This window comes from Erwinia sp. CGal63 (assembly GCF_037026505.1).
In the GTDB taxonomy this organism is placed as follows: domain Bacteria; phylum Pseudomonadota; class Gammaproteobacteria; order Enterobacterales; family Enterobacteriaceae; genus Erwinia.
In genome coordinates, this window is the sequence record NZ_JAKUMN010000003.1 from 98,025 (window position 1) to 124,798 (window position 26,774).

Here is a 26,774-nt window from a genome sequence, read left to right on the forward strand (position 1 = left end):
GTTAGTAATATGCGGGGATTCCAGAGCTTTATCCTGTCTGGCGGCGATTGTTTAGCCATATATCACTTAGGGTTGCATTTATACCCGTGAAAATGGTACTGATTACGCGCCTGCAAATCAGGTATCAACCATCCATTATCCGCGCATTCGCCGACATCGGCCTGCTTCCCATGAGAGTGATCGCTCCGCATTACAGACGCGGAGAGCGGGTTTTGTTAAGGAAAAAATTATTATGAAAGCTGCAAAATTCAGCCTTGCCTGGCAAATATTGACGGCGTTGGTACTGGGGATCGTCGTCGGCGCGATACTGCATAATCAACCGTCCGAACGTGAATGGTTAATCGCTAACATTCTCAGTCCGGCTGGCGATATCTTTATTCATCTGATTAAGATGATTGTCGTTCCTATCGTGATCTCCACGCTGATTGTCGGTATCGCCGGCGTCGGCGACGCGAAAAAACTGGGACGGATTGGCGTTAAAACCATCCTCTATTTTGAAGTGATAACCACCATTGCCATTGTGGTAGGGATTACCCTGGCGAATCTGTTTCAACCTGGCTACGGCATTGATATGTCGACGCTGGCAACGGTGGACATCTCTAAGTATGAAGCTACAACGCAGCAGGTGCAGGGCGGCGCGCACAGCCTGGTCACCACTATCCTGTCGCTGATCCCGCAGAATATCTTTGCGGCGATCGCCAAAGGCGAAATGCTGCCGATCATCTTCTTCTCGGTGCTGTTTGGTCTGGGGCTGTCATCGCTGCCTGCGGAACATCGCGATCCGCTGGTGAAGGTGTTCCGCTCCACGTCGGAAACCATGTTTAAAGTCACCAACATGATTATGCGCTATGCGCCAGTCGGCGTATTTGCCCTGATCTCGGTGACCATCGCCAACTTCGGCTTCGCGTCGCTGTGGCCGCTGGCCAAGCTGGTGATTCTGGTTTACGTCGCTATCCTGTTCTTCGCTTTCGTGGTGCTGGGTACCGTGGCGCGCATCTGCAAGCTGCGCATCACTACGCTGATGCGCATTCTGAAAGACGAGCTGATCCTTTCCTACTCGACTTCCAGCTCAGAGACGGTGCTGCCGAAGATTATGGAGAAAATGGAGGCCTACGGCGCGCCTAAGTCGATCACCAGCTTTGTGGTGCCGACCGGCTACTCGTTTAACCTGGATGGCTCCACGCTGTATCAGAGCATTGCGGCGATCTTTATCGCGCAGCTCTACGGCATCGACCTCTCTATTGGTCAGGAGATTGTGCTGGTGCTGACGCTGATGGTGACCTCGAAAGGCATCGCCGGCGTGCCTGGCGTCTCCTTTGTGGTGCTGCTGGCGACGCTGGGCAGCGTGGGCATTCCACTGGAAGGCCTGGCCTTTATCGCGGGCGTCGACCGCATCATGGACATGGCGCGCACCGCGCTGAACGTGGTGGGTAACGCGCTGGCGGTACTGGTGATCGCCAAGTGGGAAAACCAGTTCGACGCCGAGCAGGCGGTGGCCTACGAGGCGCGTCTGGCGTCCGCTTCCTGACACCACTCGATGTAAACAATAAAATGGCCTGCGGGCCATTTTTTTTGCTCTATTGGTTGAATAATCAAAGGTGATATTATTTTTATTGCAATGAATTAATTAAATTCGGCGCTAATAAATATTTCGGCGATAAGTCACTTTTCCGTTAACCCTTTCCTTTTGACACAGCACGCGCTTTCGGCGGACTTCTCATCTGTTCGAGTTTAGGCTAAGCCTGAAAAATAATTTTATTTATTTAACGATCAAGATAATAAGCGGCAATTAAAGAGCCACGCATTATTATAACCTGGTACGGCACTATTCTTATTTTCCCTCTGTAAGCCCTTTTAGCCATAACTTTATATGGATCTTTCCCGCCGGCGGTGATGTGATTGCTATTAACAATTTTTAATTTTTTGTCACGCCGTGAGCCTGCTATTTGCAAAAGGTATCTCTTCCGGCGAGGCGTTTTTATTTTTTCTTCAGCTCTGGAGGAAATATCCTTGTTTAAATTACATCCCCTTTTTCTGAGCCTTATCGCGGCGCAGGGCGCTTTTATTCCCGCGTCCGCCGCGCTGGCGGCAACGCTGAAACCTTTTTCGCCCTACGTAAACGATAATAAGGCCGGCGTGTTTTGCGTCTGCAACGGTTCGACGCAAACGCTGAGCGGCGTGCAGCAATTTTCGCCTGGCCTCACCGGCGAGCAGAGCTTTTCGCTGGGCTATTTGCGCGAGCACTACGGCGGCAGAACGGATTATTCTCTGGTAGGCCAGTCGCGCCTCGATCCGGGCAGTGCCGACTACACCATTACGCTGCCTGATACGGACGGCAGCGGCAATAACACTTTTGATGTATTTAATTCCGCCAATATGGTCGAGCTTCCCGCTATCGGCATGGAGACGGAAGTGCCGAACTATGTCGACGTGAACGGCGGCCAATATATTAACGCCCGCGTCGCGCAGGTCAGTAAAGGCACCATCAACGTCGATATTGGCGAGGCGGGCGCGGCATCAACCGCCGAAACCAACGGCTGGCAGATGGCGGCCAAACAGAGCCGGCTGTTTACGGCCAGCGGCAGCGGCAATATGAACTGGGAATCGAACAACCGCCTCACTTTTACCTCAGTGCCGCCGCCCTATGGCGGCCCTTACCTGAACTATCCTGTCGATAACGTCGCCTTTTATCAGGGAGCGTTCAGCGTCACCACCAAAGATAACGTCACGACAAATTTTAACGTCACCAGCTTTAACGACTTTAAAAACTACAACAACTGGCTGATCGAGCAGCTGCAAAGCGGCCGCCTCAGCCCCGACAGCTATCGCAGCGAGCTGGATAAAGCGGTAGTTATCACCAGCGGCAATATTGTCTACAACAAGGTGATGCAAAACGACAATGACGAAGCCGCGCAACCGGTCGGCGATCTGATCGTGCTGAGCGCCGACGGCCCCAAAGCTACCGTCAGCGTTAAGGCGGGCGCGGTGCTGGAAGTGGTCAACGCCAGCAGTGCGGTGCAGGCCTCCAACGGCGCGACGGCGATCGTCGACGGCAAAGTTTCCAGCACCGGCAACGGCGCGAACACTGTTAGCCAGGCGCTTGAGCTGCTTAGCGGCAGCAAGGGCATCAATAACGGCGTTATTAACGGCGGCTTTTTCAACAAGGCGGACGGCACCGGCGTGGACAGCGCCACGGTTGACTACAGCAACGACACGGTAGCGTTGCAGGACGGCAGCCGCTTTATCAATAACGGCGTTATCAACAGTACGGGCCGCAGCAATACGCTGTCGGTTTACGGCGGCAGCGCGGTCAACAATGGCACTATCAACGTTGGCGTCTCTGACTGGTCAAGCGCTCAGGGCGTTTCTGTTAACGGCGGCGACGCCAGCTTTGTGAACGCCGAGGGCGGAACGCTTTACCTGGGGCGTTCGCCGCAGAATAAGCCGACGGACGAGACAACCGACGTCCATCTCAATAACTCAGTGGGGATCCATACTATTCTGAACGGCCGCGCCGTCAATAATGGCCGCATCGTGCTGGGTTCGCTAACCGAAGGCAGCGTCGCCATGCAGGCGGATAACGCCCCGAACGGCCAGATGCTGAACAACGGCGTTATCGATATCGACGGGCGCGCGACTTTGCAGCCCGAAGAGAATATCGGCATGCTGGCGATTGACGCCGGCAGCGATGGCCTGGTGGGCAACGCGGGCACCATTAATTTAAACGGCGGCAACAGCACCGGCATCAAGGTGCTTTCCGTCGACGGCAGCGCCAGCGTCTGGTCCAGCGGCAGCATTAACGTTAACGGCGGCAGTGAAACGGCGCCTTCGCGCGGCGTGCTGGTTTCCGGATTCACATCCACTTTCACCCAGCAAGGCGCTATCAACCTTAACGGCGACTCTGCGACCGGCGCCATGGTGGAACGAGGCGGAAGCCTGATCGTCGATAAAAGCAGCTCGCTGACTTTCCATCACGACAATCAGACCGGCTATCTGGCGACAGGCTACAACGCGATTATCTACAGCAACGGCCCGACTATCGACGTCAGCGCGGCCAACGCAACGCTATATCAGCTTAACCTCGGCAACTTCTACGCCACTTCCGCAGGCGATATCACGCTGAGCGGCGCGGCCAGCAGCGGCATCGTCGCCGATGGCGGCTACGCGGGCAGCACCGATCGCTTTACCGTTAGCGGCGATGGCGCAACGGCCGTTAAAGCGCTTAACAGCGGCAGCGTGACCATCAGCAGTCCCCTCGTGCTTAACGGCGACAACGCGCTGGGCGGCTACAGCGACACTGACTATAGCGTTGTAAGCAATCGCAGCGAGGTGACGGGCGCGGGCAGCGCTATCACCGGTTTTGACGTGGGCTACATCCTGAGCAATAGCGGGCGAATCGACCTGACAGGCGCCAATAATACCGGCGTCCGCCTGCGCAACGGCGCGCTGTTTAATACCGGCAGCATCCAGGTCGCGTCCGGCATCGCGCTGGAGGCCAGCGAAGGCGACAGCCGCTATTTTCCGGAAAGCGCGCAGCTTGTCGCCAGCGACGGCATCGCAGCCGTACGGGTAAACAGCGGCGCGAATTTCAGCGTACTGGGCGACGGCATTTTCCGTAACCTGATTGAGGGCGACGGCAGCGCCGACGGCATCCGACTTGAGAAAGGCGTGGCAGGGCTGTCGGTCGACGGCACCACCATTACGGTGACGGGCAGCGGCAGCGCGCTGAATAACCTTGCTGAAACCACCAATATCGCCATGACCAGCACCTATATCTACGCGCGCGGCAACGGCAGCAGCGGTATCCGTTCCGCTGTGTCGATCGATCCGCAGGGCAGCGTAACCATCGAGCCTTCCGGCGGCGCGACGGGCTATACCTTTGCCAACGCCGACGGCTCGACAACCAGCAACGATATGCTGCTGCCGCGCGGCATGGCGATTCTGACCGGCGATGGCGGTACGGGTATTCGGGCGAAGACTACAGGACAGGTTATTACCGAAGGCAATATCTACGTGACGCGCGAAGGCGGCGGCTCGGCAATCGTCACCAGCACCGCCAGCGAAGTGATCAACCGTGGCGAAATCTACTCCTGGAGTACGGTGGCGCCGGTTATCGACCTGCGCGGCGGTCAGACGGTGTTTATCAACGAAGGATCCATTGGCGCGGAGTACCCGGATACGCCGCTGGTAGTTGGCGGCGCGACCAATGATGAAATCGCGCTGGTGGGCGGCGCGGTCAACGGCGATATCGATACCGGCGAAGGCACAGATACGCTGGCGCTGACCGGCGGCACCATTAACGGCAATCTGACGATGGGCGGCGGCGTTGATAATCAGGCATTCGTGCAGAACGTCAGCCTGGCCAACGTTGGCCATATCACTACCGCAGGCGGCGAAGGCAGCACGCTCAGCCTGAGCGAGATTGCGGCCAGCGGCGGTACTTTCGCCAGCGACGATCCGCTGCGCGGCGTCAACCTGGGCGCGGGCTGGAGCACCATCAACTTTTACCGCACCGCCTGGACGCTAACCGACAACCTCAAGCTGGCGCACAGCACCATCAACATTGACGGCGCCTCTACGCTCTATGCCGGAAACAACGTCAATCCGGTGTTAACGGGCGGAACCAACGATTCGCTGACGGTAAACAACGCCGGCACGCTGGATCTGACCAACGGCGCGGGATCGCCGGGTAATACGCTGACTATTAACGGCACGCTGAACTCGCTGAACGGCACGCTGAAGCTGGTCAGCGCGCTTAGCGGCGAGCAGAACAGCGATACCTTGCGGGTGAACGGCGACGTCAACGGCATCACGCTAATCAACGTCACGCCAGCGGCAGGCAGCGGGGTGAGTCAGAACGCGCCAGGCGATGCCAGCCGGGGCGTGTCGCTGGCGCAGGTAGCGGGCAACGCCAGCGCCGACAGCTTCGCGCTGCAGGGCGGCTATCTGGCCGCAGGGCCGTGGCGCTACGATCTCTACAGCTTCGCGCCGGGCAGCAGCGACGCCGCCCAACGGCTGGTGGACGGCAGCGGCAACCAGTTTTGGGACTATCGCCTGGCCAACGGCATCGTCAGCGAGGGTTCATCTTCGCGTGCCGCGGTTGTGCCGCAGGTTCCGTCCTATGTTTCCGCGCCTGTCGGCCTGGCTTACTACTCGGCCGCGACGCTTAACGACCTGCACAACCGGCTGGGCGAGCTGCGGCAGAGTCAGGATCGGGGCAGCGACGGCGAAATGTTCCTGCGCTACACCGGCGCCAATATGCGCTACAGCACCAGCCAGAGCTTCAGGGACTTCGGCTACAACGTTGATATGGATTACAGCGCGCTGCAGGTCGGCGGCAACGTGCTGCATCTGGACGGCGAGAACGGCAGCCTGCGCGGCGGCGTCGCTTATACGCGCGGCAACAGCCGAATCCGTCCGGACGCGGCCGACGGCTATAGCAGCACCGCATTCGACAGCGACACGCTGGCGCTCTATAGCACCTGGCTACAGGAAAGCGGCTTTTATCTTGACGGCACGCTCTCCTACAGCTGGCACCGCGGTGAAACGGACATCGCCCGCAAACAGGATGTAGCGAAGATCAAAGGCAAAGGCTGGAGCGCTTCGCTGGAGAGCGGCTATCCAGTCGATCTCGTCAGCGGCATAAGGCTGGAGCCGCAGGCGCAGCTGACTTATCTGCATCTGGGGCTGGACAACTTCAGCGATAAGGAGAATCTGGCGGTGAAATATGACGACTACGATCAGACTATCGGGCGAGTAGGCGCGAAGCTGGACCGGCGCTGGAGCGACGCCGGCGGCCGCGAGTATACGCCCTGGCTGCGCGCTAACTACTATAAAGGCTGGGGCGGCCAGGCCAAAACCACCGTCGGCGCGAAAGGCACCGAGGGCCTTGAGCAGCGCTTTAGCAGCGGCAAGTTCGGCCAGATGTGGGAGATTGGCGTCGGCGGCACCGCCGCCTTTACCGATACGCTGTCGCTCTATGCCGAGGCTGACTACCGCAAAGAGATCGACGGCAACGGGGGCAAAGGCTGGGGTTATAACGCGGGCGTGAGGTGGACATTCTGACACGGCGCGGGCCAGCGCGATCTGGCCCGCATCCGCCACAGGCGCACGGCTCACTAAAACATCGCTGCATAATAATGACTTATCTTTCGCAAGGTCTTGCCAGCCGCCGGAACCGGTTCCTTTTACGCTAGCTGGCTTGCCATCTGGCTTTGCCGTTTTTTGCCGCTCAACGGGAATTTAGCTTTAGCAACTAAAGTTCGGGCGCGATGGGCCGAAAATATAACAAAAGGTAATTTATTCACTTAAAGCCCAATCCCGCCTCAAGGATTCACTTCATGCGCACCAATCAACCCGTAACACAGCAGGAATTTGTGTTTGACGATAACGCCACGCTGATGTCCACCACCGACGCCAGCAGCCATATCACCTATGCCAACGACGCCTTTATCAAGGTCAGCGGCTTTACGCCGGAAGAGATTGCCGGACAGCCTCACAATATCGTGCGCCATCCGGATATGCCGCCGGAAGCGTTCGCCGATATGTGGGCGACGCTGAAACAGGGCGAACCCTGGAGCGCGCTGGTGAAAAACCGCCGTAAGAACGGCGACCACTATTGGGTGCGCGCCAACGCGATTCCGGTGGTGCGCAACGGTCAGGTACAGGGCTATATGTCCGTGCGCACCAGGCCAGACGCGCAGGAGATCGGCCAGGCCGAAAAGCTGTATAAAGAGTTTCGCGAAGGCAAGCGGACTGGCTGGCGCTTTCATAAAGGTTTGCTGGTACGTACCGGCGCGCTGCGCTGGGCCTCGCTGTTTAAAACCATGTCGCTGCGCTGGCGTATTCGTTCCGCGCTGATGGCGCTGTGGCCGCTCTCTGTCGCGGGCGTCTGGACGCTTGGGCTACCGGGCCAGTCGCTGGCGATCTTCAGCGCCATGATGGCCGTGCTGCTGCTGCTGGCCTCCGGTTGGCTTGAACAGCAGATCTCCCGTCCCGTCGAGCGGCTGTGCAAACAGGCGCTGAGCGTGGCAACCGGCGCCTGTCATAAGGTCGACCAGATGGATCGCGTGGATGAGATCGGCACCACGCTGCGCGCCGTGGGTCAGCTGGGGCTGATGTTCCGCTGGCTGGTGGACGATGTCAGCGGACAGGCGATCAACGTGATGAGCGCCAGCGACGCTATCGCGCAGGGCAACAATGAACTCAGTCGCCGCACCGAGCAGGCCGCGGCCAACGTCCAGCAAACCGCTGCAACCATGAATGAGCTAACCGCCACGGTGAAAAGCAATACCGAAACGGCGCAGCAGGTGAATTCCCTTTCCGCCGCCACGCGCGACGCGGCGACCAAAGGCGGCGTGGTGATGAAAGATATGGTCAGCATGATGGTGGAAATTGCCGACAGCTCGAAGAAAATCGCCAATATTACCAGCGTGATCGACGGCATCGCTTTTCAGACCAACATCCTGGCGCTGAACGCCGCCGTGGAAGCCGCCCGCGCGGGCGAGCAGGGCAAGGGCTTCGCCGTAGTAGCGGGCGAAGTGCGTAGCCTGGCGCAGCGCAGCGCGAAAGCCGCCAGCGAAATCAAAACGCTGGTTGAGAACAGCACGCTGAAGGTGGAATCCGGCAGTGTCCACGTCGACGGCGCAGGCAAAACCATGGAAGAGATCGTTTCTCAGGTGCAGAACGTCACTTCGCTGGTGGGACAGATCAGTTCGGCCACCGCCGAGCAGGCCACGGCGCTGAGCGAAGTAAGCCTGGCGGTAGAGGAGCTGGATAACATTACCCATCAAAACGCCGAACGGGTGGAAGAGGGCGCGCAGGCTTCAGGCCGTATGACCCACCAGGCGACGCGGCTGGTCGAAGCGATCAGCGTGTTCCGCTAACGCAGATCCCGGTGGTACTCTGCCGGGATCTGCTGTTTAAGCACTCAATATTTTTTGGCTTATAGTGAAGTTGAAGAGTAGAATGTTATGCCTCGTCAGACGGACGATGGATGTAGGGAGGTTATCTTGAAACTTAATATTCAGCATTTACAGGCAGCCGTCGCGCTCGTTATTGCCAGTCTTCAGCCCCAGGCCGAAGCAGTTGTACGTCAGCCTATGATTGTCGAAAAAGTTTACGAGATGGGTATGAAGGTCAACAAAACCGACATCCGGGATCTGACTACAGCGCTTAGCATTATGGCTACAGAGATTCGTGAAAGCCGCGCGGAGCTGGCGCGCTGCGCTGATGAAAATTGGTGCGCAGCCGTCACGTTGGCCCAGGAGATAAAAAATAAAGTTGTTCATCTGACCGGCATTGCTGAATCCTTCGTGTTGATGTTGCCTGAAAAAGCGGTAATGACAGCCTGGGAGAAAACCTCTGTTGAGTTTATGTTCGTAAAAGCAATTAAAATGGTCAGTATCGCAGCCAAAAACTATCTTAGCTTAATCGAGCAGCTGGAACGTAAAACTGACGTACGTCATTCTGACGTAGATGTAAACGCTATGCGCCATTTGCTTAATACCGGCAACAGGGCTGCAGGTAAGTGGCTGTAACGGCTGAATATAGCGCGACTACGTGGGAAGCATTTTTCCTTCCCACTTTTCTGATTTATCCCCATCTTGAAAACCAGCTGAAAGCAGAATTCATCCTTTTTAAGGAAACAGGCGCGCCTTCCGATTTGTTAGGCCGTGATGTGCCTTTCGATTTTCCTCCCTTTGCTGTTGAAGCAAATATCCATCATATCCATGTTAATTTATATAACGAAAAAAGCTGGCATATCCGCAAAGAAAATTATGCCCGAACAACTAACCATTATCTTGTTTACACCGAGCATATGTGGGAAACAGGCCGATTTTTGCTTATGGGGTTGGTCACCCCTGCGCATGAAAAGATGCCAGCTAAAGATAATCGTTTACTTAGCTATTTTTCTGAAATAGCTGAAGCTTTTCATGCATCCTGATTAATTCTTCAGCGGCTTACTCAAGCTTCTTTTACGTTAAACTCTTACCCGAATCGTTGCTATCTCTGGCTGTATCCTGATCGGCCTCCATCGCTGGAGGCCGGACGTTATCGATTTACAGCACCTGGAGCACGCATAAAAAAAGAGCAGGTCTTGCGACCTGCTCCGCATAACGCCCTGGTGATGACGTGATGAAGCTTATCCTGCTACGGGAGGGTAAAAAATCGCCTGCTTTACCGGCCTGTGCGTTCATTAACGATGAAGCTTTTATTACCCGCGACCGCAGAACGATAATGAAAACTGTATAATAAGTGACTGATATACTGCAATCTCAAAACCAAATGTGGTCGATAATTAGGAATAATACCGGGGTATTAAATAATAAACACCTTAAATATCATGGTACTAATTTGTTCTATTGAGACTTATCCTATGGTGAGTGCGCACAGGCCCGACCAGCGGGTCAGGCGATAAGCGCGATTAACGCGACCGATAAAATATAAAATCTTCTGTTGTTTTTTTGGCAATGCCAATGAAATCTCTCTCTGTATAAACGCAAAATTGATTCCACTCTATCGTCAATATTCCCTTTTATCGCGCGCCTGGTTTCTGCGCGAGCGCAGCGGGAATTCAGCTACAGTTAGTGACTCGTGCACCTCTTTTTTCAGCCAGGAGAACAAAGGGTTATGAGTCAGTTTTTTATGCACCAAAAAAGCGATCTGGTCAGCGAAGCGACAGAAGGCGCGCTAATCGGCAATCCGTATCACAATCTCAGCCTGCTGGACGCGGGCGACGACATTCGGGTCGTGGTACGCAACGACTGGGATAAGTCGCAGGTAGCGTTAATCTCCGGCGGCGGTTCGGGTCATGAACCGGCGCACGTGGGATTCGTCGGCAAAGGTATGCTGACCGCCGCCGTCTGCGGCGATATCTTCGCCTCGCCGAGCGTAGAGGCGGTGCTTAGCGTCATCATCAACGTCACGGGTGAAAAAGGCTGCCTGCTGATCGTAAAAAACTACACGGGCGACCGGCTGAACTTCGGCCTGGCGGCGGAAAAGGCGAAAAAGCTGGGCTTTAAGGTCGGATTAGTGATGGTCACCGACGACATTGCGCTGCCGGACAATCCGCAACCGCGCGGTATCGCAGGCACGGCGCTGATTCACAAAGTCGCTGGCTACGCCGCGGCCAGCGGCAAATCGCTGGAAGAGGTCACGGCGGCCGCCAACGAAGCGATTGCTGCCACCGCCAGTCTCGGCCTGGCCTTCAGCAGTTGCCATGTGCCTGGCGAAAAGCGTGACGAGCGCGTTAAAGAGGGACAAAGCGAGCTGGGCATGGGGATTCATGGCGAGCCTGGCGCCACCACGCTGAAAACCCAGGACAGCCGTGAGATTGTCGCGCTAATGGCGGAAAAGCTGGCGGAGCACAATCCGGAAAACAAGAAAACCGCATTGCTAATCAATAATCTGGGCGGTTTTTCCACGCTGGAAATGGCAGTACTGACCCGCGAAGTGTTGCATTCCCCGCTGGGAAAAAACGTGGCGCTGCTGATTGGCCCGGCGACGCTGGTCAGCGCGCTGGATATGAAAGGCTTCTCGCTTTCCACGCTGCAGCTGACCGACGCGCTGGCGGAAGCGCTACAGGCGCCGGTCGAAGCCAGCGGCTGGCTGCCCGCTTTTAAGCCTGGCGAATTAACCACGGTGAAGGGAGAGAAAGCCGCGCGGCAGCAGAGCTTTACGCCTTCTGAAAACGCCCAGGCCGCCGCTGTGGTGACTACCGTATGCCGCACGCTGGCGGAACTGGAGAACGAGCTGAACCAGCTGGACGCGAAAGTGGGCGACGGCGATACCGGTTCAACCTTCGCTGCCGGTGCGAAAAAAATCCTGAAAGAGCTGGAAGCGAACAGGCTGCCGCTGAACGAACCGGAAAGCCTGCTGACGCTGATCGGCGAAGCGTTGGCGGTCGTTATGGGCGGCTCCAGCGGCGTGTTGATGTCGATTATGTTCACCTCCGCCGGACAGAAGCTGGAAGAGGGCGAACCGCTGGCGCAGGCGCTGAGCTATGGTCTGGAGCGGATGCAGCACTACGGCGGCGCGCGGGCGGGCGATCGCACCATGATCGACGCGCTGGAGCCGGCTTTCGCTGCGTTAGTCGCCGGCAAAGGGCTGAGCGAAGCGGCCGCCGCCGCGAAAGAGGGCGCGGAGAAGACGGCGCAGATGAGCAAAGCGCAGGCGGGACGCTCTTCCTACCTGAATAAAGAGAGTCTGCACGGCGTGAAAGATCCGGGCGCTTATGCGGTCGAGCAGGTGTTCGCCAGGCTGGCGGCGCAGAAGTAGCCGCAGCATCAGCCGGGGCGCGGATTCTTTCGCGCCCTTTCGTTATGCCGCCTCTTCCCTGTCCAGCACCTGCTCGAACAGCCGCAGACGTTTATAGATGGAGAGCAGCTCCACCAGCGTGCTCCACGAATAGACCAGATACTGGAAAGCGCCGCGCACCTGCTCGAAAACATTGTTGATCTGCTGTAACAGCCCGAAGGTAATCGCGGCGGCGACGATAGAAGGAAACAGCACTACCAGCCCGAAAACGGCGTCAAGCTGCAGATAGAGCGAGCGGGCGATATTGAAATAGAGATAGTGAAAATAGAGGCGGAAATAGTTTTTCCGTATCAGCCAGAACAGGTTTTGCACCGTCGGCGGAGTGGCGCGCGCAGGATCGTCCTCGCCGTAAACCAGCTCTTTACGGTAGGCCGCTTCCACACGCTGGTTACGAAACGACAGGCCCGGCAGCTTAATGCCTACCGCAGCCAGCAGCCCGGTACCCAGCAGCGACCAGAGCACCACGGCAATCACCAGCGCATAGGGCAGATCGCCCAGCAGCGGCACGTTTTTCACATGTCCCGACAGCCCAACCAGCACCGGCAGAAAAGCGATGAGCGTCATCACGGCGTTGATCAGGCTGACGCCCATATCCTCCAGCGTGGAGGCGAAACGCATAGTATCTTCCTGCACGCGCTGCGCTGCGCCCTCAATCCCGCGCAGCCGCGACCAGTGCGCCATGTAGTAGTGGTTCATCGCCGTACGCCAGCGAAAAATATAGTGGCTGATAAAAAACATATTCAGCACATCCACCAGCACGGCAATCAGCACGATGCTAAGAAACCCCACAAGCTGCTGATAAAGCGTGGCGATCGGCACCGAATTGGGATGGGTTAGCGCGCGCTGGATAAGATCGTAAAACGGCTCGTACCAGGCGTTGACCGCCACGTTCATCTGCACGGAAAACCAGGTCACAAAGATAATCAGCGCTGAACCGGCTACCGACCAGCGCTGCCAGGGATGTGGGCTGAACCAGCGCCAGAAACCTGCAAACAGCGCGAAAGCAGCCAAATAATAGAGGTAAAAAGCGATTGCCGAAGGAGCAATAAAGCGCAGCGCGTTGTTGGGCAGCGGCTCCTGATGCGCAAAGGGCGCAAAATGAAAGAGCCAGTTTTTGCCGCCTGCGAACCAGACGACGATAGCAACGGCGCACCAGATAGCGGCGCTGCTGAAAAACAGCGCGGGCCGAGGGAAAAAGGATTTAAACATAGCAACTCCAGAACGGGAATCTGCCTATCTAACGCGATTCCCTGTTAATGGTCTTGCGTGCTTTGTATCTGCTGGTGTCAGATTGCCTGTTTCGGTAATAATTCGGTTTCAATTGCTTATAAGGTCTGTTTTTTTCGATAAAAATCTGTTTTATCTCCCTGAACGATAAAGGGAAAATAAATGCTGAATATTATTTAGACGAAGCCGATAACTATTAAGCCCCTTCAGGCTCCGGAGCCTGATTCAGCAAGTTTTTACAGGGAACAGCGGCGCGGGATTTTCTCAGAAAAGTCAGACTTACGGGAAAAGCCTGCTTCTACGGGCTTATCTGCAGGCCAGGCCTTCTTCGGGACAGCGTCCTCCAGGCGGAAAGAGAATGAACGAAAATAACGATGTCATGTACCGGCTGCTGGTACAGAGCGTAGTCGACTACGCCATTTATATGCTGGAGCCTGACGGCACCGTAGCCAACTGGAATGCGGGCGCGGAGCGGGCGAAAGGCTATTTGCCGGAAGAGATTATCGGCAAAAATTTTAGCTGTTTTTACAGCGAGGAAGACCAGCAAAAAGGCGTGCCGCAGCGCAGCCTGGCAACCGCCAGAGAAGTCGGGCGTTTTGAAACCGAAGGCTGGCGCTATCGCAAAGACGGCAGCGCTTTCTGGGCGCATGTTATTATCGATGCCGTCTACGACGACGACGGCGCGGTAGTCGGCTTTGCCAAAATCACCCGCGACTGCACCGAACAGCAGGCCCAGCTTGCCGAACAGCGCGCGCAGGAGCAAAAATTCCGCCTGCTGGTGGAAGGCGTTACCGACTACGCCATCTATATGCTGGATCCGGACGGCTACGTGGTGAACTGGAACGAAGGGGCAAGGCGTGCCAAAGGCTATACCGCCGATGAAATCGTCGGTAAGCATTTCTCCTGTTTCTACAGCACTCAGGATCGGCTGGCTAAACTTCCGGAAACTAACCTGAAAACCGCTTTGCGCACCGGTCGCTTCGAAGAGCAGGGCTGGCGCTATCGCAAAGACGGCACCTCTTTCTGGGCACACGTGGTGATCGACGCCGTTCATGATGACGACGGCAAGCTGATCGGCTATGCCAAAATCACTCGCGACTGTACCGAACAGCAGCGCCTGCTGCGCGAACAGCGCGAAAGAGAGCAGGTGTTCCGCCTGCTGGTGGAAGGCGTCACCGACTACGCTATCTATATGCTCGATCCCAAAGGGCATGTGGTGAACTGGAACGCGGGCGCGCATCGAGCCAAAGGCTACACCGCCAGCGAGATCGTCGGTAAACACTTCTCCTGCTTTTACAGCGCGCAGGATCGTTTCGCCTGTCTGCCTGATAAAAATTTGTCTATCGCGCAAAGCGCTGGTCGCTTTGAAGATCAGGGCTGGCGCTATCGCAAGGACGGCAGCGCTTTCTGGGCGCATGTGGTTATCGAAGCTATCTATACCGAAGAGGGCAAACTGCTCGGCTTCGCCAAAATCACTCGTGACTGTACCGAAGTGCGCGAGTATGAACAGCAGATCCTGCGCGCCAAAGATCTGGCGGAGCAGAACAGCCAGAAAATGGCCTCGCTATCGACTTTTCTCGACACCATTATCGCTAACATTCCTTCCTGCGTGATAGTGGAAGACGTGGTGTCGCGCGAGGTGCTGTTGCTGAACAGCAAGGCGGAGCAGCTGCTGGGCGTAAAAATGAAAGAGGTGAGCGGCAAGAGGCTGGCCGACTTTATGCCTTCGGAACTCTGCAGCTACTTCGCTCAGCTGGCGACCGCCGCGCAACGCAACGAAGGCGTGCATAAAAACGAGCAGATGCTGCGTACACGCGGCGGCGAGCGCATCATTAACGCATCTGCTTCCATCATTCACGGTAACGACACTCACAATAACTATGTGCTGCTGATTGCCGACGACGTCACCGATCAGCGGGCGGCGGACGCGCGTATCCACCATATGGCGCATCACGATAACCTGACCAGCCTGCCGAATCGCGTGCTGTTCAGCCAGCGGTTGAACGAGGCGCTGCGTAACGATTTCGATACCGGCAAGCAGACGGCGGCGCTCTGCCTGGATCTGGATAATTTCAAAAACGTTAACGACGCGCTCGGCCACCAGGTCGGCGACGATCTGCTGCGCGCCGTCGCCAGTCGCCTGCGCGGCGTGCTGCGCGAACAGGACACGCTGGCGCGCAACGGCGGCGATGAGTTTTCTATTGTGCTGCCCGGCCTGACGCAGCAGCTGGAGGCGGAAGCCGTGGCACAAAGGCTGATCGAGGCGATCCGGCCAACCTTCAGCGTGGACGGGCACAACCTGTCGGTTGGACTGAGCATTGGCATCTCTATCGCCGCAGGCGGCCTGACTACGCCTGACGAGCTGCTGCGCTGCGCCGATATGGCGCTCTACGAGGCCAAACGTAATGGCCGCAACCGCTTTGAGCACTTCTCCAGTGAAATGGGCGAAGCCGCCAGCAAGCGGCGCATGATTGAAACCGATCTGCGCGAGGCAATGACCCATCGTCATCTCAAGCTTTACTATCAGCCGATCACTAACGGCGAAGGGCAGCAGATCATCAGCTACGAAGCGCTGATGCGCTGGCATCACCCAAGACAGGGGTTGATTATGCCGCTCGACTTTATTCCGGTGGCGGAAGAAACCGGGCTGATTCATTCGCTGGGCGCCTTTGCCCTGCATGAAGCCTGCCGCGAGGCGGCGAAGTGGCCGGATCACCAGAGCGTGGCGGTTAACCTCTCGCCGCTGCAGTTTAAAAACAGCTCGCTGGTCTCTGTCGTAGAGGCGGCGCTGAAAGAGTCCGGTCTGGCGCCGCATCGGCTGGAGGTGGAGATCACCGAATCGGTGCTGCTGGACAACACGCTGGTGAATATCCGCATTCTGCAAAAGCTGAAAAAGCTGGGCGTACGCATCGCGCTGGACGATTTCGGCACCGGCTACTCCTCGCTCAGCTATCTGCGATCTTTTCCCTTCGATAAAATCAAAATCGACAAGTCGTTTATTAACGATATGAAAGAGAGCCGCGAGGCACTGGCGATTATTCGCGCCATTACCGGTATGAGCCGCAGCCTGGATATTCAGATTACGGCGGAAGGCGTGGAAAACAGCGAGCAGTTCGAGCAGCTGAAGATTGAAGGCTGCACGCTGTTCCAGGGCTACTATTTCGGCCGCCCGCAGCCGTCGGAAACGCGCCTCAAGCTGTTTGGCGTCAATGAAAAGCAGGAGACGAAAATTCGGCCTGCGATTCTGGAATAGAAAACGAAGGGCGTTTCAGCGCTTGTCAGCAGACGATCGGCAATAGCAACGGAAGGAAACTTCCGTTTTTTTTGGTCAAAAATAAGATACTGCGCTGCAACCGTTGAAATTCCTGCGGCTCCCGGTTCTGACCCTAATCAGGGGCATAAGCCGGGAAACATCAGGCTCTGCCGCCGCGCTAAACACTTGTACGAGATTTAAGCTTTAAACCTGTCCGGTCTGAGCGTATGGTGTAGCGATATCCATTCTTTTTTTATGGGTATGGTGCTGAAATTCAACGTTAAAGGATTTGTAATGAATATTAGTAACCTGCTTTTAGATTTTAGAATAACTGCACGCTGCAATCTCTGTTTTCATAATCCAGGTACCCGGGATGCTTTTTTCTCCAGCACTCTTATTAAGGAGATAAAATGCGTCAGAGAATAATTGTGTGCCCTGTTATACAAAATGACGGCGAGTTTCTGCTCTGTAAAATGGCTGCCGATCGTGGCGTATTTCCGGGACAATGGGCGTTATCTGGTGGTGGTATGGAGCCGGGTGAGACGATGGAAGCCGCTCTCAGGCGCGAAATCAAGGAAGAGTTAGGCGACGAGCTGATTATCACCGATATTAAGCCGTGGGCCTTTCGTGACGACATTCGGACTAAAACCTATGCGGATGGCACCACTGAAGATATCTATATGATTTATCTGATATTTGATTGCATCAGCGCTAATCGCGCCGTTACGTTTAACGAAGAGTTTCAGGAAATAGCCTGGGTCGCGCCTGAAGCGATAAAAAGCATGGATTTAAATGAAGCGACCCGCGTCAAATTCGCCCAAAAAGGTATCATTTAATGAGGCATCCCTGGCTTTCAGGCTGGGGATGACAATGTAGTTATCATGCGCCCTGAAAAACACCGGCGGAGGATCTCAAAAATCGCCTCCCGATATCTGGTGCCAGAACAGCCCGGCAGTGAAACTCTCAATCGTTAGATGCACACAGCATCAACCGCACCTCAGGCGCAATGGACTCCGCTGATAGCCTATAGCTCAGAAGCTTGGCCCCAATGCCTGCACGTCACGTCAGCGTAAGACATGGTTTTGGCCTTTGGCGATAACGTCAGCCAGTCCGCTTTGCGACTCATCTCGCCTTTGTCATCTCCTCTCTGCCAGGTGCAGGGCCGACGGCATGTTGATATTTGTTAATGAAATTGTGCCATTTTGTTTGTTTGCGCTAAATATTTGCGGCAATACCTGTTAAAATTCAGAAATTGTTACCGGTAACATTGATGCAGATCACGCCGACGCGCCATTTTTATAAAAAAACAGGTCGGTGGGTCAGGGATCGCAAATTCTTAATTAGCCATAAAACCAGGCCATTCTTGATAGGGCAATGTCATGTCGAAAGAAAAGATCGGAAGCTCCCGCAGGGACTTTCTGCTGAGAACTATTACGCTTGCGCCCGCCGTGGCGATTGGCGGCACGGGCCTTGGCGCGTTAACCGCGCCAGCGCCAGCTGCAGCGGCGCCGGAACCCGCTGGCCCGCAAAAAGCCCGCGACTACCAGCCAACCTGGTTTACGCCGGAAGAGTACGCTTTTGTTAAGGCCGCCGTGGCTCGTTTGATCCCCGCCGACGATCGCGGCCCGGGCGCGCTGGAAGCGGGCGTGCCGGAATATATCGACCGCCAGATGAACACGCCTTACGCCACCGGCTCAAACTGGTATATGCAGGGCCCTTTCCATCCCGACGCCGATAAAGAGCTGGGCTATCAGTATCCGCTGATCCCGCGTGACATCTACCGTCTTGGCCTGGCCGACGCGGACGCTTTTGCCAAAGCGCAGCACGGCAAGGTCTTCGCGGATCTGAGCGCTGAGCAGCAGGACGCGCTGCTGCAGGCTTTTGAAGCGGGCAAGGCGGAGTTTAAACAGGTGCCCGCAAAGGTTTTCTTCTCTTTCCTGCTGCAGAACACTCGCGAAGGTTTCTTCAGCGATCCGATCCACGGCGGCAATCAGAACATGGTCGGCTGGCAGCTGATCGGTTTTCCGGGCGCGCGCGCCGATTTTATGGACTGGGTTGAGCGCGGCGAGCGCTATCCGTTCCCGCCTGTATCGATTCGTGGGGAAAGAGCGTAATGGCAAATCAAATGAAAAAAGTAGACGCGGTGATCGTCGGCTTCGGCTGGGCCGGATCGATTATGGCCAAAGAGCTGACCGAAGCGGGACTCAACGTGGTGGCGCTGGAGCGCGGCCCGCATCGCGACACTTATCCCGATGGCGCTTACCCGCAGGTGATCGACGAGCTGACCTATAACATCCGTAAAAAGCTGTTTCAGGATCTCTCCAAAAGCACCGTGACCATTCGCCATAATTCGGCGCAAACCGCGCAGCCTTATCGTCAGCTGGCGGCGTTTCTGCCCGGCACCGGCACCGGCGGCGCAGGTCTGCACTGGTCGGGCGTGCATTTCCGCGTCGATCCAATCGAGCTGCGGATGCGCAGCCATTACGAAGAGCGCTACGGCAAAAAATTCATTCCTGAAGGCATGACCATTCAGGACTTTGGCGTCACCTATGACGAACTGGAGCCGTACTTCGACAAAGCCGAAAAGGTATTCGGTACCTCGGGTTCCGAATGGAGCGTTAAAGGCAAAGTGATCGGTCAGGGCAAAGGCAATCCGTTTGCGCCGGATCGCTCCGATAAGTTTCCGCTGCCGGCGCAGAAGCGGACTTTCTCCGCGCAGATGTTCGCGCAGGCTGCGGAATCCGTAGGCTATCATCCTTACGATCTGCCTTCCGCCAACACTTCTGCGCCGTACACCAATACCTACGGCGCGCAGATGGGGCCGTGCAATTTCTGCGGCTACTGCAGCGGCTACGCCTGCTATATGTACTCCAAAGCGTCGCCGAACGTAAACGTGCTGCCTGCGCTGCGTCAGGAAGCGAAATTCGAGCTGCGTGAAAACGCCAACGTGCTGCGCGTTAACCTGACCGATGATAAGAAACGCGCTACCGGCGTCACTTACGTCGACGCGCTGGGCCGTGAGATTGAACAGCCTGCGGATCTGGTGATCCTTTCCGCCTTCCAGTTCCATAACGTGCATCTGATGCTGCTTTCCGGTATCGGCAAGCCTTACGATCCGGTCACCAACGAAGGCGTGGTTGGCCGCAACTTCGCCTATCAGAACATCTCCACCATCAAAGCTTTCTTCGATAAAGACGTTTTCACCAACAACTTTATCGGCGCGGGCGGCGCGGGCGTTGGCGTGGACGACTTCAACGCCGACAACTTCGATCACGGCAAATATGGCTTTGTCGGTGGCTCGCCATTCTGGGTCAACCAGGCAGGCGTGAAGCCGATTTCCGGCCTGCCGACGCCGCCAGGCACGCCGACCTGGGGCAGCAAATGGAAGGCCGCGGTCGCCGATCACTATACGCACCATGTTTCGATGGATGCGCACGGCGCGCACCAGTCCTATCGCAACAACTATCTGGATCTGGATCCGAACTACAAGGATGCTTTCGGCCAGCCGCTGCTGCGTATGACCTTCGACTGGCAGGAAAACGACATCAAAATGTCGCAGTTTATGCACGGTCGGATGCACAAAATCGCCGAAGCGATGAATCCTAAGCTGATCAGCGGAGCGCCGAAAATGCCGGGCACGCATTTCGATACCACCGTTTATCAGACCACGCATATGAACGGCGGCGCGATTATGGGTGAAGATCCGAAAACCAGCGCGATTAACCGCTATCTGCAAAGCTGGGACGTGCACAACGTGTTTGTTCCGGGCGCGTCCGCTTTCCCACAGGGCCTGGGCTACAACCCGACCGGCATGGTGGCGGCGCTGACTTACTGGTCGGCGAAAGCGATTCGTGAACAGTACCTTAAAAACCCAGGGCCGTTGGTGCAGGCGTAAGGATGACCATAATGAAAATGCTGATCCCGGCACTGATGCTGGGCATGACGACTTTTGCCGCGGCGGCGGCGGACGACAACGGCGCTGAGCTGATCAAACGCGGTGAATATCTGGCGCGCGCGGGCGACTGCGTGGCCTGCCACACCAAAATGGGCGGCGAGCCTTTCGCTGGCGGCCTGTCGATGGCGACGCCAATCGGGAATATCTACTCGACCAATATCACGCCGGATAAAAAAACCGGCATCGGCGACTACAGCTATGACGATTTCCAGAAAGCGGTGCGTCACGGCGTGGCGAAGAATGGCGACACGCTCTATCCGGCGATGCCTTACCCTTCTTACGCCGTAGTCAGCGATGAAGATATGCACGCGCTTTACGCTTATTTTATGCATGGCGTAAAACCGGTCGAGGCCGCCAACCAGAAAAGCGATATTCCGTGGCCGCTGTCGATGCGCTGGCCGCTGTCGATCTGGCGCGGACTCTTTGCGCCGGACGTGAAAGCCTTTACGCCGATTAAAGGTCAGGATGCGGTATTGGCTCGCGGCCAGTATCTGGTGGAAGGTCTGGGCCACTGCGGCGCCTGCCATACGCCGCGCAGCCTCACCATGCAGGAAAAAGCGCTGAACGACAGCGAAGGCAGCGACTATCTTGCCGGCAGCAGTGCGCCGATCGACGGCTTTACGGCGAGCAATCTGCGCGGCGATAACCGCGACGGTCTGGGCCGCTGGAGCGAAGACGATCTGACGCAGTTCCTGCGCTATGGCCGCAACGATCACACCGCGGCGTTCGGCGGTATGACTGAAGTGGTGCAGCACAGCCTGCAGCATCTGAGCGACGAAGATATCACCGCTATCGCGCGCTATCTGAAATCGCTGGGCGCGAAAGATCTCAATCAGGTCGGCTTCACGGCGGACGACAAGGTAGCGAAAGCGCTGTGGAAAGGCGATGACAGCAAGTCTGGCGCGTCGGTGTACGTCGACAGCTGCGCAGCCTGCCATAAAACAGACGGCAGCGGCTATAAACGCTTCTTCCCGCAGCTGAGCGGCAATCCGGTGGTGCTGGCGGAAGATCCGACCTCGCTTATCCATGTTGTCTTAAGCGGCGCGACGCTGCCGGGCGTGAAGGGCGCGCCTTCCGCTATCACCATGCCGGCTTTCGGCTGGCGACTGAACGACCAGCAGGTCGCGGACGTGGTGAACTTTATCCGCACTAGCTGGGGTAACACGGCCAAAAAACAGGTCAGCGCCAGCGACGTGGCGAAAGTGCGTAAAAACGACGCTGAGCAGCAGGGCAGCGCGGATATCGAAAAGCTGATTGAAGTGAAGTAACGGGTTTCATTCGGAAAAAAGCGGCCGCTAAACTGGCCGCTTTTTTTTATGGTTTTTCCTGCTGTTGGATCGGATCAGCCACCTCGCGCGCTAATCTCCTGCGCCAGCCTGCCGATTTCCGAATTTTTGAAAAGGGCGCTGGCGCAGTTCGCTGCCGGAGCGGCGTGCATTGAGCCTACATTAGTTAAAATCGCTACGGCGCTGTCAACGTCTTCATACCACCACACGCAGGCGCTGAAGCCCAGCACGTTGCCGCCATGGCCGAGCGCCGTGCCGTAAGGCGTTTTTATCCGAAACAGGCTCAACCCTATTTGCGCCTCGTCGGCGGGCAGCCAGCGCTGCATTTCTCGCAAACTTTGCGGATTCAACAGCCGCCCATTTTTCAGCGCCAGCATAAACGTCATTAGCTCCTGCGCCGTGGAAAGCAGGCCGCCAGCCGCCCATTCCACGCAGAGGTTGGTCGCAGAGACGTTAAGGAGTTTGCCCGGTGCCGGCTTAAAGTAATCTGAAATACCGGCATTGCGGATAAAAGAGGCATCCAGACGATGAAATCTGTCCGCCGTGTTCGGCCTGACAAAAGCGGTAAACCCTTCCAGGCCGGTACGCGCGAGCGAAAGCGGCCTGAAAATCCGGTTTTTTAATTCATCATTAAGCTTGTTTTGCGTTACCCGCTCAATTAATAAACCCAGCAGCGTAAAGTTGCTGTTGGAATAGTAGAAGGCTTCGCCAGGACGGCACAAAGGCTTCTCTCCGCGGATACAGGCCAGCGTGTCAGAAGGCAGCCATCGTTTTGTCGGATCAGCCTGCTGGCCGCGCGCTTCGCGGATCCAGAGAGGTCGATCCTCCCAGCTGGGAACGCCCGCATAATGCGACAGCAGCTGTTTGACCGTTACGTTTTCCCCGTTTGCGATGCCGAAAAGAACGGGCTTTTCAAGCCAGCGGGCGAGAGGCTGGTCAAGCGCGATCCGTCCTTCCTCAACGAGTTGAAGGATCGCTACCGCCACAAATACTTTGGTGACGCTGCCTACGCCGAAAAGGGTTTCCGGCGTGTTTTTTATCCCTTTTTGCGAATAGCCTGCGGCATGCTGCCAGACGGTTTGGTCACCTTTACCGACGGCTATCGACACGGCAGGAAAATCTTTCACGACGAGCTGGCGCAGTAAATCTTGCAGTCGGGCTTCAGGCGAACGCATTCTTTTTTCCTTTTCCGGGCAGACTGAGGCAGGTTTCAACAGGCGGACAGAAAAATGCTGTGAATGAAAGTAGCATGCGCGATCGGCGGCCAGCAAGATGCCTGGCGTAAGGGCTGAGTGTCGCCAGTGCGCTCCGGCCTGACTGTCTGTTATTGCTTTAATTTTTCCAATAAGGCGCCGGATATTTCTCGCCTGCTACACTTTCTTCGATGCTTATGCTTCAGCACATACCTCAAACGAAGGAGATGTTATGCAACTTTCGCCTTATTTGTACTTTGCGGGAAACTGTGAAGAGGCTATCGCTTTTTATCAGCAGGCGACGGGCGCCGAGCTGAATTTCAAAATGACCTGGGGCGACGTACCTGCGGAGAAAAAACAGCAGCCGCAGAAGCAGAACAGCCCGAGCGCGGAGCAGCCTGGCGATGACAAAATCATGCACGCGCTGCTGCATATCGGCAACGGCGAGCTGCAGGTTTGCGACAGCGTCGAGGCGGTGAACTACAGCGGCTTCGCCGTCAGCCTTTCCAGCGACGATCCTGCCGAAGGCAAACGCTGGTTCGATAACCTCGCCGAAGGCGGTAAAATCACGCTGGCATGGGAAGAAACTTTCTGGGCTGCCGGTTTTGGTACGCTGATTGATAAATTTGGCGTGCCGTGGCGCATCAACGTTAATAAACCCACTACTGACTGATTTTAAGCCGATCCAGCGTGGCCAGCAGCGCGTCAACCTTTGGCAGCAGCTGCTTTCTGCGCGGCCAGACGATAAACAGCGGCAGCCCTTCTACCGTTAGCTCTGGCAGGATCGGCACCAGCGCCCCGCTGGCCAACTCTTTTTCCAACAGCCAGGTCGCCATTTGCGCCACGCCGAGTCCGGCGGTGACGGCGGCGACCTGGGCTTCACCATCGCCCAGCGCCATACGGTAAGGCATGGTTCGGGTCAGGGTTCGCCCATCCGGCGAGCTGATACGCCACGGACTGGTGCTGCCGTCTACCCGCTCGTAGACAATGGCTCGCCTTTCGGTCAGCGACTGCAGTGAGTCCGGCATCCCGTGCTGCGCCAGATAGTCGGGCGAGGCGCAAAAGATCAGCCGCTCATTCCCCAAAAATCGACAGCCCAGCGAGGGCGGAAAATCGGTGGAACCGCCGATGCGTACCGCGATATCCACACCTTCCTCAAACAGATCGACAAAGCGGTCAGAGAAAGAGAGGCTGATTTGCATCTCCGGGTGCTGCCGACAAAACTCGTTGATTAGCGGCATTACGCGCATACGGCCAAAGGTGTTGGGAACAGCGATACGCAGCCGTCCAACCGGAATAGCGCGTTGAGCGGCCAGCACCGCTTCCGCTTCCGTCAGCTCGCTTAACACCCGCGTACAGGTATCGTAGAAAGCCTGCCCGGCGTCCGTCAGCGTCAGCCGCCGCGTGGTGCGTTCAAAAAGCCGTGAGCCAAGCCGCGTTTCCAGCCGCGCCACGCTTTTGCTGACCGCCGAACTGGTGAGATGCAAGTAATCAGCGGCGGCGGTGAAGCTGCCGTGATCCACGCTGGCGACGAAAGGCGTAATGTCTTTAAGGCGATCCTGACTGACCATGATTTGTGATTCAAATTCTCAAATGGTGTGAATTTATACCTTAAATAAGATTTAAATTCTCTATTAAGCTTATTGGTATCGTAATCAGGAGGAAAAATTATGCAACAACGCGCACTTATTGTTGGCGTCAGCGGCGTTATCGGCACCGCGCTGGCAGAGCAGCTGACCGGCGACAACTGGCAGGTTTACGGTCTTTCACGTGGACGCACTGCGGTTCCGGCTGGCTGCACCTCGCTGACCGCTGACCTTACCGATAGCGAATCCGTTAAAAAAGCGCTGGCGGACATAAAGGTGGACAAGGTCTTTTTCAGCGTCTGGGCGCGCCAGGCCAATGAGAAAGAGAATATTCGCGTCAACGGCGCCATGGTGCGTAACGTTATCGAAGCGCTGGGCGACGGCCTGAAAGGCGGCCACGTGGCGCTGGTCACCGGCCTTAAACACTATCTTGGCCCGTTCGACGCCTACGGCAAAGGCGCCGTGCCGATGACGCCGTTCCGTGAGGAACAGGGCCGCCAGCCGGTCGATAACTTCTACTACGCGCAGGAAGACGAAGTTTTTGCAGGCGCCGAAAAATATGGCTTCACCTGGAGCGTGCATCGTCCGCACACCATTATCGGCTTCGCGCTGGGCAATGCGATGAATATGGGACAGACGCTGGCCGTCTATGCCAGCCTCTGCAAGCAAACCGGCCAGCCATTTGTGTTCCCGGGCTCGAAAACGCAGTGGGACGGCGTAACCGATATGACCAGCGCGAGCGTGCTGGCCGAGCAGCTGGAGTGGGCTGCCACTACGCCATCGGCGCAGAACGAAGATTACAACGTGGTCAACGGCGACGTGTTCCGCTGGAAATGGATGTGGGGCGAGATCGCCGACTATTTCGGTATTGAAGCCGCGCCTTATCCTGATGAGATGCAGCCGCTGGATGGGCGAATGGACGCGGCGGCGGAGCAGTGGAAAAACATTGCGCGTCAGTTTGATCTGAAAGAGGACGATATCGGCAGGCTGGTTTCCTGGTGGCATACCGATGCCGATCTGGGACGCCTGATGGAAGTTATCACCGACGTCAGCAAAAGCCGCAAGGCGGGCTTTATCGGCTATCAGTCCACGCGCGACGCCTTTTTTGCGCTGTTCGATAAGCTGAAAGCGGAAAAACTGATCCCGGGCTGATTTCAGCCGGCGCTCAGCACTGCGCAGCGTAGCCTTTATCAGGCGACGCTGCGCATAAGATACTCTTCGCGTAACATGCCATACAGCGCGCAGTCCCAGCGTTCGTCGCCTACCGCCACGCCCTGGCGCTGCACGCCTTCCCGCACAAAGCCCAGCTTTTCATAGGTACGTACCGCCGCCAGGTTAAAGGTATAAACCCGCAGTTCAACTCGCTCTATCGCTTCCTGCTTAAAAGCCGTGGCGACCAGCTGCCGCAGCATCCTCTCCGCCAGGTTTTTTCCGCGCATCGCTGGATTGACCACTACGCGACAGACGCAGGCCAGGTGATTATTCCAGTCAAAGCCGAGTTGCGCCACGGCAGCCAGTTCGCCATCGATCCTGGCAGCAAAGGTGAGCAGGCTGGCGGGCTGCTGGCTGGCAGAATCCAGCAGCGTGTTGAGAAAAGCGTCTTCCAGCGGCCAGGCAACGTTGGGGCCGGCCCACTGCGTAACGGCGGCTTGTGAAGTAAACCAGCCGCTCAGGGGAAGGCGATCTTCCGCGGTGAAAAAGGCAATCTGCATAAAATTCTCGCTCAGGATAAAAAAGTGAGTGGCGCAGCAGTGAGAGTAGTTCGGACAGGGGGAAAAAATCAGGCGGACGCTATGCTTTATAACGCAATCCCGCCGGCAACAATTGTTTCTCTATGGAAACAATACAGGAGCTGTGCCCATTACTGTTGCGAAAAATAGCGGCGGCGTTAGGATGGTTTTATCCGGTCAGGGCGTCAGGCGCTGACCTTCAGCATTCACTCTTAGATTTGCAGGT

At 56.5% G+C, this 26,774-nt stretch carries 17 protein-coding genes; 13 read left to right on the forward strand and 4 right to left on the reverse strand.

Translation table 11 applies throughout. The features are described 5' to 3' along the window. The first annotated feature begins 232 nt into the window (after positions 1-232). The 6 genes from gltP to MKZ79_RS11765 all read left to right on the forward strand — a co-directional run bounded on the left by gltP (position 233) and on the right by MKZ79_RS11765 (position 12,279). A complete protein-coding gene (gltP, locus tag MKZ79_RS11740; RefSeq protein WP_336142391.1) occupies positions 233-1,528 on the forward strand; it encodes a glutamate/aspartate:proton symporter GltP in 1,296 nt (431 codons plus the stop codon). A gap of 482 nt (positions 1,529-2,010) precedes the next feature. Then, positions 2,011-7,065: an autotransporter outer membrane beta-barrel domain-containing protein gene (locus tag MKZ79_RS11745; RefSeq protein ID WP_336142393.1), complete on the forward strand. Its 5,055-nt coding sequence runs from the start codon at positions 2,011-2,013 to the stop codon at positions 7,063-7,065. A 275-nt stretch (positions 7,066-7,340) separates the two neighbouring features. After that, the gene (locus MKZ79_RS11750; protein ID WP_336142395.1) at positions 7,341-8,885 is read left to right on the forward strand and encodes a methyl-accepting chemotaxis protein; all 1,545 of its coding nucleotides are present in this window, start codon (positions 7,341-7,343) and stop codon (positions 8,883-8,885) included. 126 nt (positions 8,886-9,011) lie between these two features. Beyond that, entirely contained in the window at positions 9,012-9,539 is a 528-nt protein-coding gene (locus MKZ79_RS11755) for a hypothetical protein (protein WP_336142397.1), read from the forward strand. Further along, positions 9,530-9,946: a type II toxin-antitoxin system YafO family toxin gene (locus MKZ79_RS11760; RefSeq protein WP_336142399.1), complete on the forward strand. Its 417-nt coding sequence runs from the start codon at positions 9,530-9,532 to the stop codon at positions 9,944-9,946. Before MKZ79_RS11755 ends, MKZ79_RS11760 begins: the two co-directional genes overlap by 10 nt. A 686-nt stretch (positions 9,947-10,632) precedes the next feature. Continuing rightward, positions 10,633-12,279: a dihydroxyacetone kinase subunit DhaK gene (locus MKZ79_RS11765; protein WP_336142400.1), complete on the forward strand. Its 1,647-nt coding sequence runs from the start codon at positions 10,633-10,635 to the stop codon at positions 12,277-12,279. A gap of 42 nt (positions 12,280-12,321) precedes the next feature. On the opposite strand, the gene sbmA is transcribed toward MKZ79_RS11765, so the two are convergent. Continuing rightward, on the reverse strand, positions 12,322-13,527 hold the full coding sequence (sbmA, locus tag MKZ79_RS11770) for a peptide antibiotic transporter SbmA (protein ID WP_336142402.1): 1,206 nt from the start codon (positions 13,525-13,527) through the stop codon (positions 12,322-12,324). A gap of 376 nt (positions 13,528-13,903) precedes the next feature. Between sbmA and MKZ79_RS11775 the strand changes: the two genes are divergently transcribed. The 5 genes from MKZ79_RS11775 (at position 13,904) to MKZ79_RS11795 (ending at position 22,021) form a co-directional block, all read left to right on the forward strand. Then, positions 13,904-16,798: an EAL domain-containing protein gene (locus MKZ79_RS11775; RefSeq protein ID WP_336142405.1), complete on the forward strand. Its 2,895-nt coding sequence runs from the start codon at positions 13,904-13,906 to the stop codon at positions 16,796-16,798. A gap of 410 nt (positions 16,799-17,208) precedes the next feature. Beyond that, positions 17,209-17,634 carry a nucleoside triphosphatase NudI gene (gene nudI, locus MKZ79_RS11780; RefSeq protein ID WP_336142407.1) on the forward strand — a complete coding sequence of 142 codons (426 nt, stop codon included), beginning with the start codon at positions 17,209-17,211 and terminating at the stop codon, positions 17,632-17,634. A 543-nt stretch (positions 17,635-18,177) separates the two neighbouring features. Then, entirely contained in the window at positions 18,178-18,912 is a 735-nt protein-coding gene (locus MKZ79_RS11785; protein WP_336142410.1) for a gluconate 2-dehydrogenase subunit 3 family protein, read from the forward strand. Further along, positions 18,912-20,693 carry a GMC family oxidoreductase gene (locus MKZ79_RS11790; RefSeq protein ID WP_336142412.1) on the forward strand — a complete coding sequence of 594 codons (1,782 nt, stop codon included), beginning with the start codon at positions 18,912-18,914 and terminating at the stop codon, positions 20,691-20,693. Before MKZ79_RS11785 ends, MKZ79_RS11790 begins: the two co-directional genes overlap by 1 nt. 11 nt (positions 20,694-20,704) lie before the next feature. Beyond that, positions 20,705-22,021 (forward strand): c-type cytochrome, encoded by a 1,317-nt coding sequence (locus MKZ79_RS11795; protein ID WP_336142861.1) that lies wholly within the window; start codon positions 20,705-20,707, stop codon positions 22,019-22,021. Positions 22,022-22,095: 74 nt separating this feature from the next. Here the strand turns inward: MKZ79_RS11795 and MKZ79_RS11800 are convergent, their stop codons facing one another. Continuing rightward, positions 22,096-23,214 (reverse strand): serine hydrolase domain-containing protein, encoded by a 1,119-nt coding sequence (locus MKZ79_RS11800; protein ID WP_336142413.1) that lies wholly within the window; start codon positions 23,212-23,214, stop codon positions 22,096-22,098. Between the two features lie 250 nt (positions 23,215-23,464). Between MKZ79_RS11800 and yjdN the strand changes: the two genes are divergently transcribed. Further along, positions 23,465-23,905, forward strand: coding sequence for a VOC family metalloprotein YjdN (gene yjdN, locus MKZ79_RS11805; RefSeq protein WP_336142414.1), 441 nt, complete (start codon positions 23,465-23,467; stop codon positions 23,903-23,905). Here yjdN and MKZ79_RS11810 read toward each other — a convergent pair. Then, positions 23,895-24,806 (reverse strand): LysR family transcriptional regulator, encoded by a 912-nt coding sequence (locus MKZ79_RS11810; protein ID WP_336142862.1) that lies wholly within the window; start codon positions 24,804-24,806, stop codon positions 23,895-23,897. The genes yjdN and MKZ79_RS11810 overlap by 11 nt on opposite strands. A 96-nt stretch (positions 24,807-24,902) precedes the next feature. Between MKZ79_RS11810 and MKZ79_RS11815 the strand changes: the two genes are divergently transcribed. Beyond that, positions 24,903-25,970: an SDR family oxidoreductase gene (locus MKZ79_RS11815; RefSeq protein ID WP_336142416.1), complete on the forward strand. Its 1,068-nt coding sequence runs from the start codon at positions 24,903-24,905 to the stop codon at positions 25,968-25,970. A gap of 38 nt (positions 25,971-26,008) precedes the next feature. Here the strand turns inward: MKZ79_RS11815 and MKZ79_RS11820 are convergent, their stop codons facing one another. Next, on the reverse strand, positions 26,009-26,530 hold the full coding sequence (locus MKZ79_RS11820) for a GNAT family N-acetyltransferase (protein WP_336142420.1): 522 nt from the start codon (positions 26,528-26,530) through the stop codon (positions 26,009-26,011). Positions 26,531-26,774 lie beyond the last annotated feature (244 nt).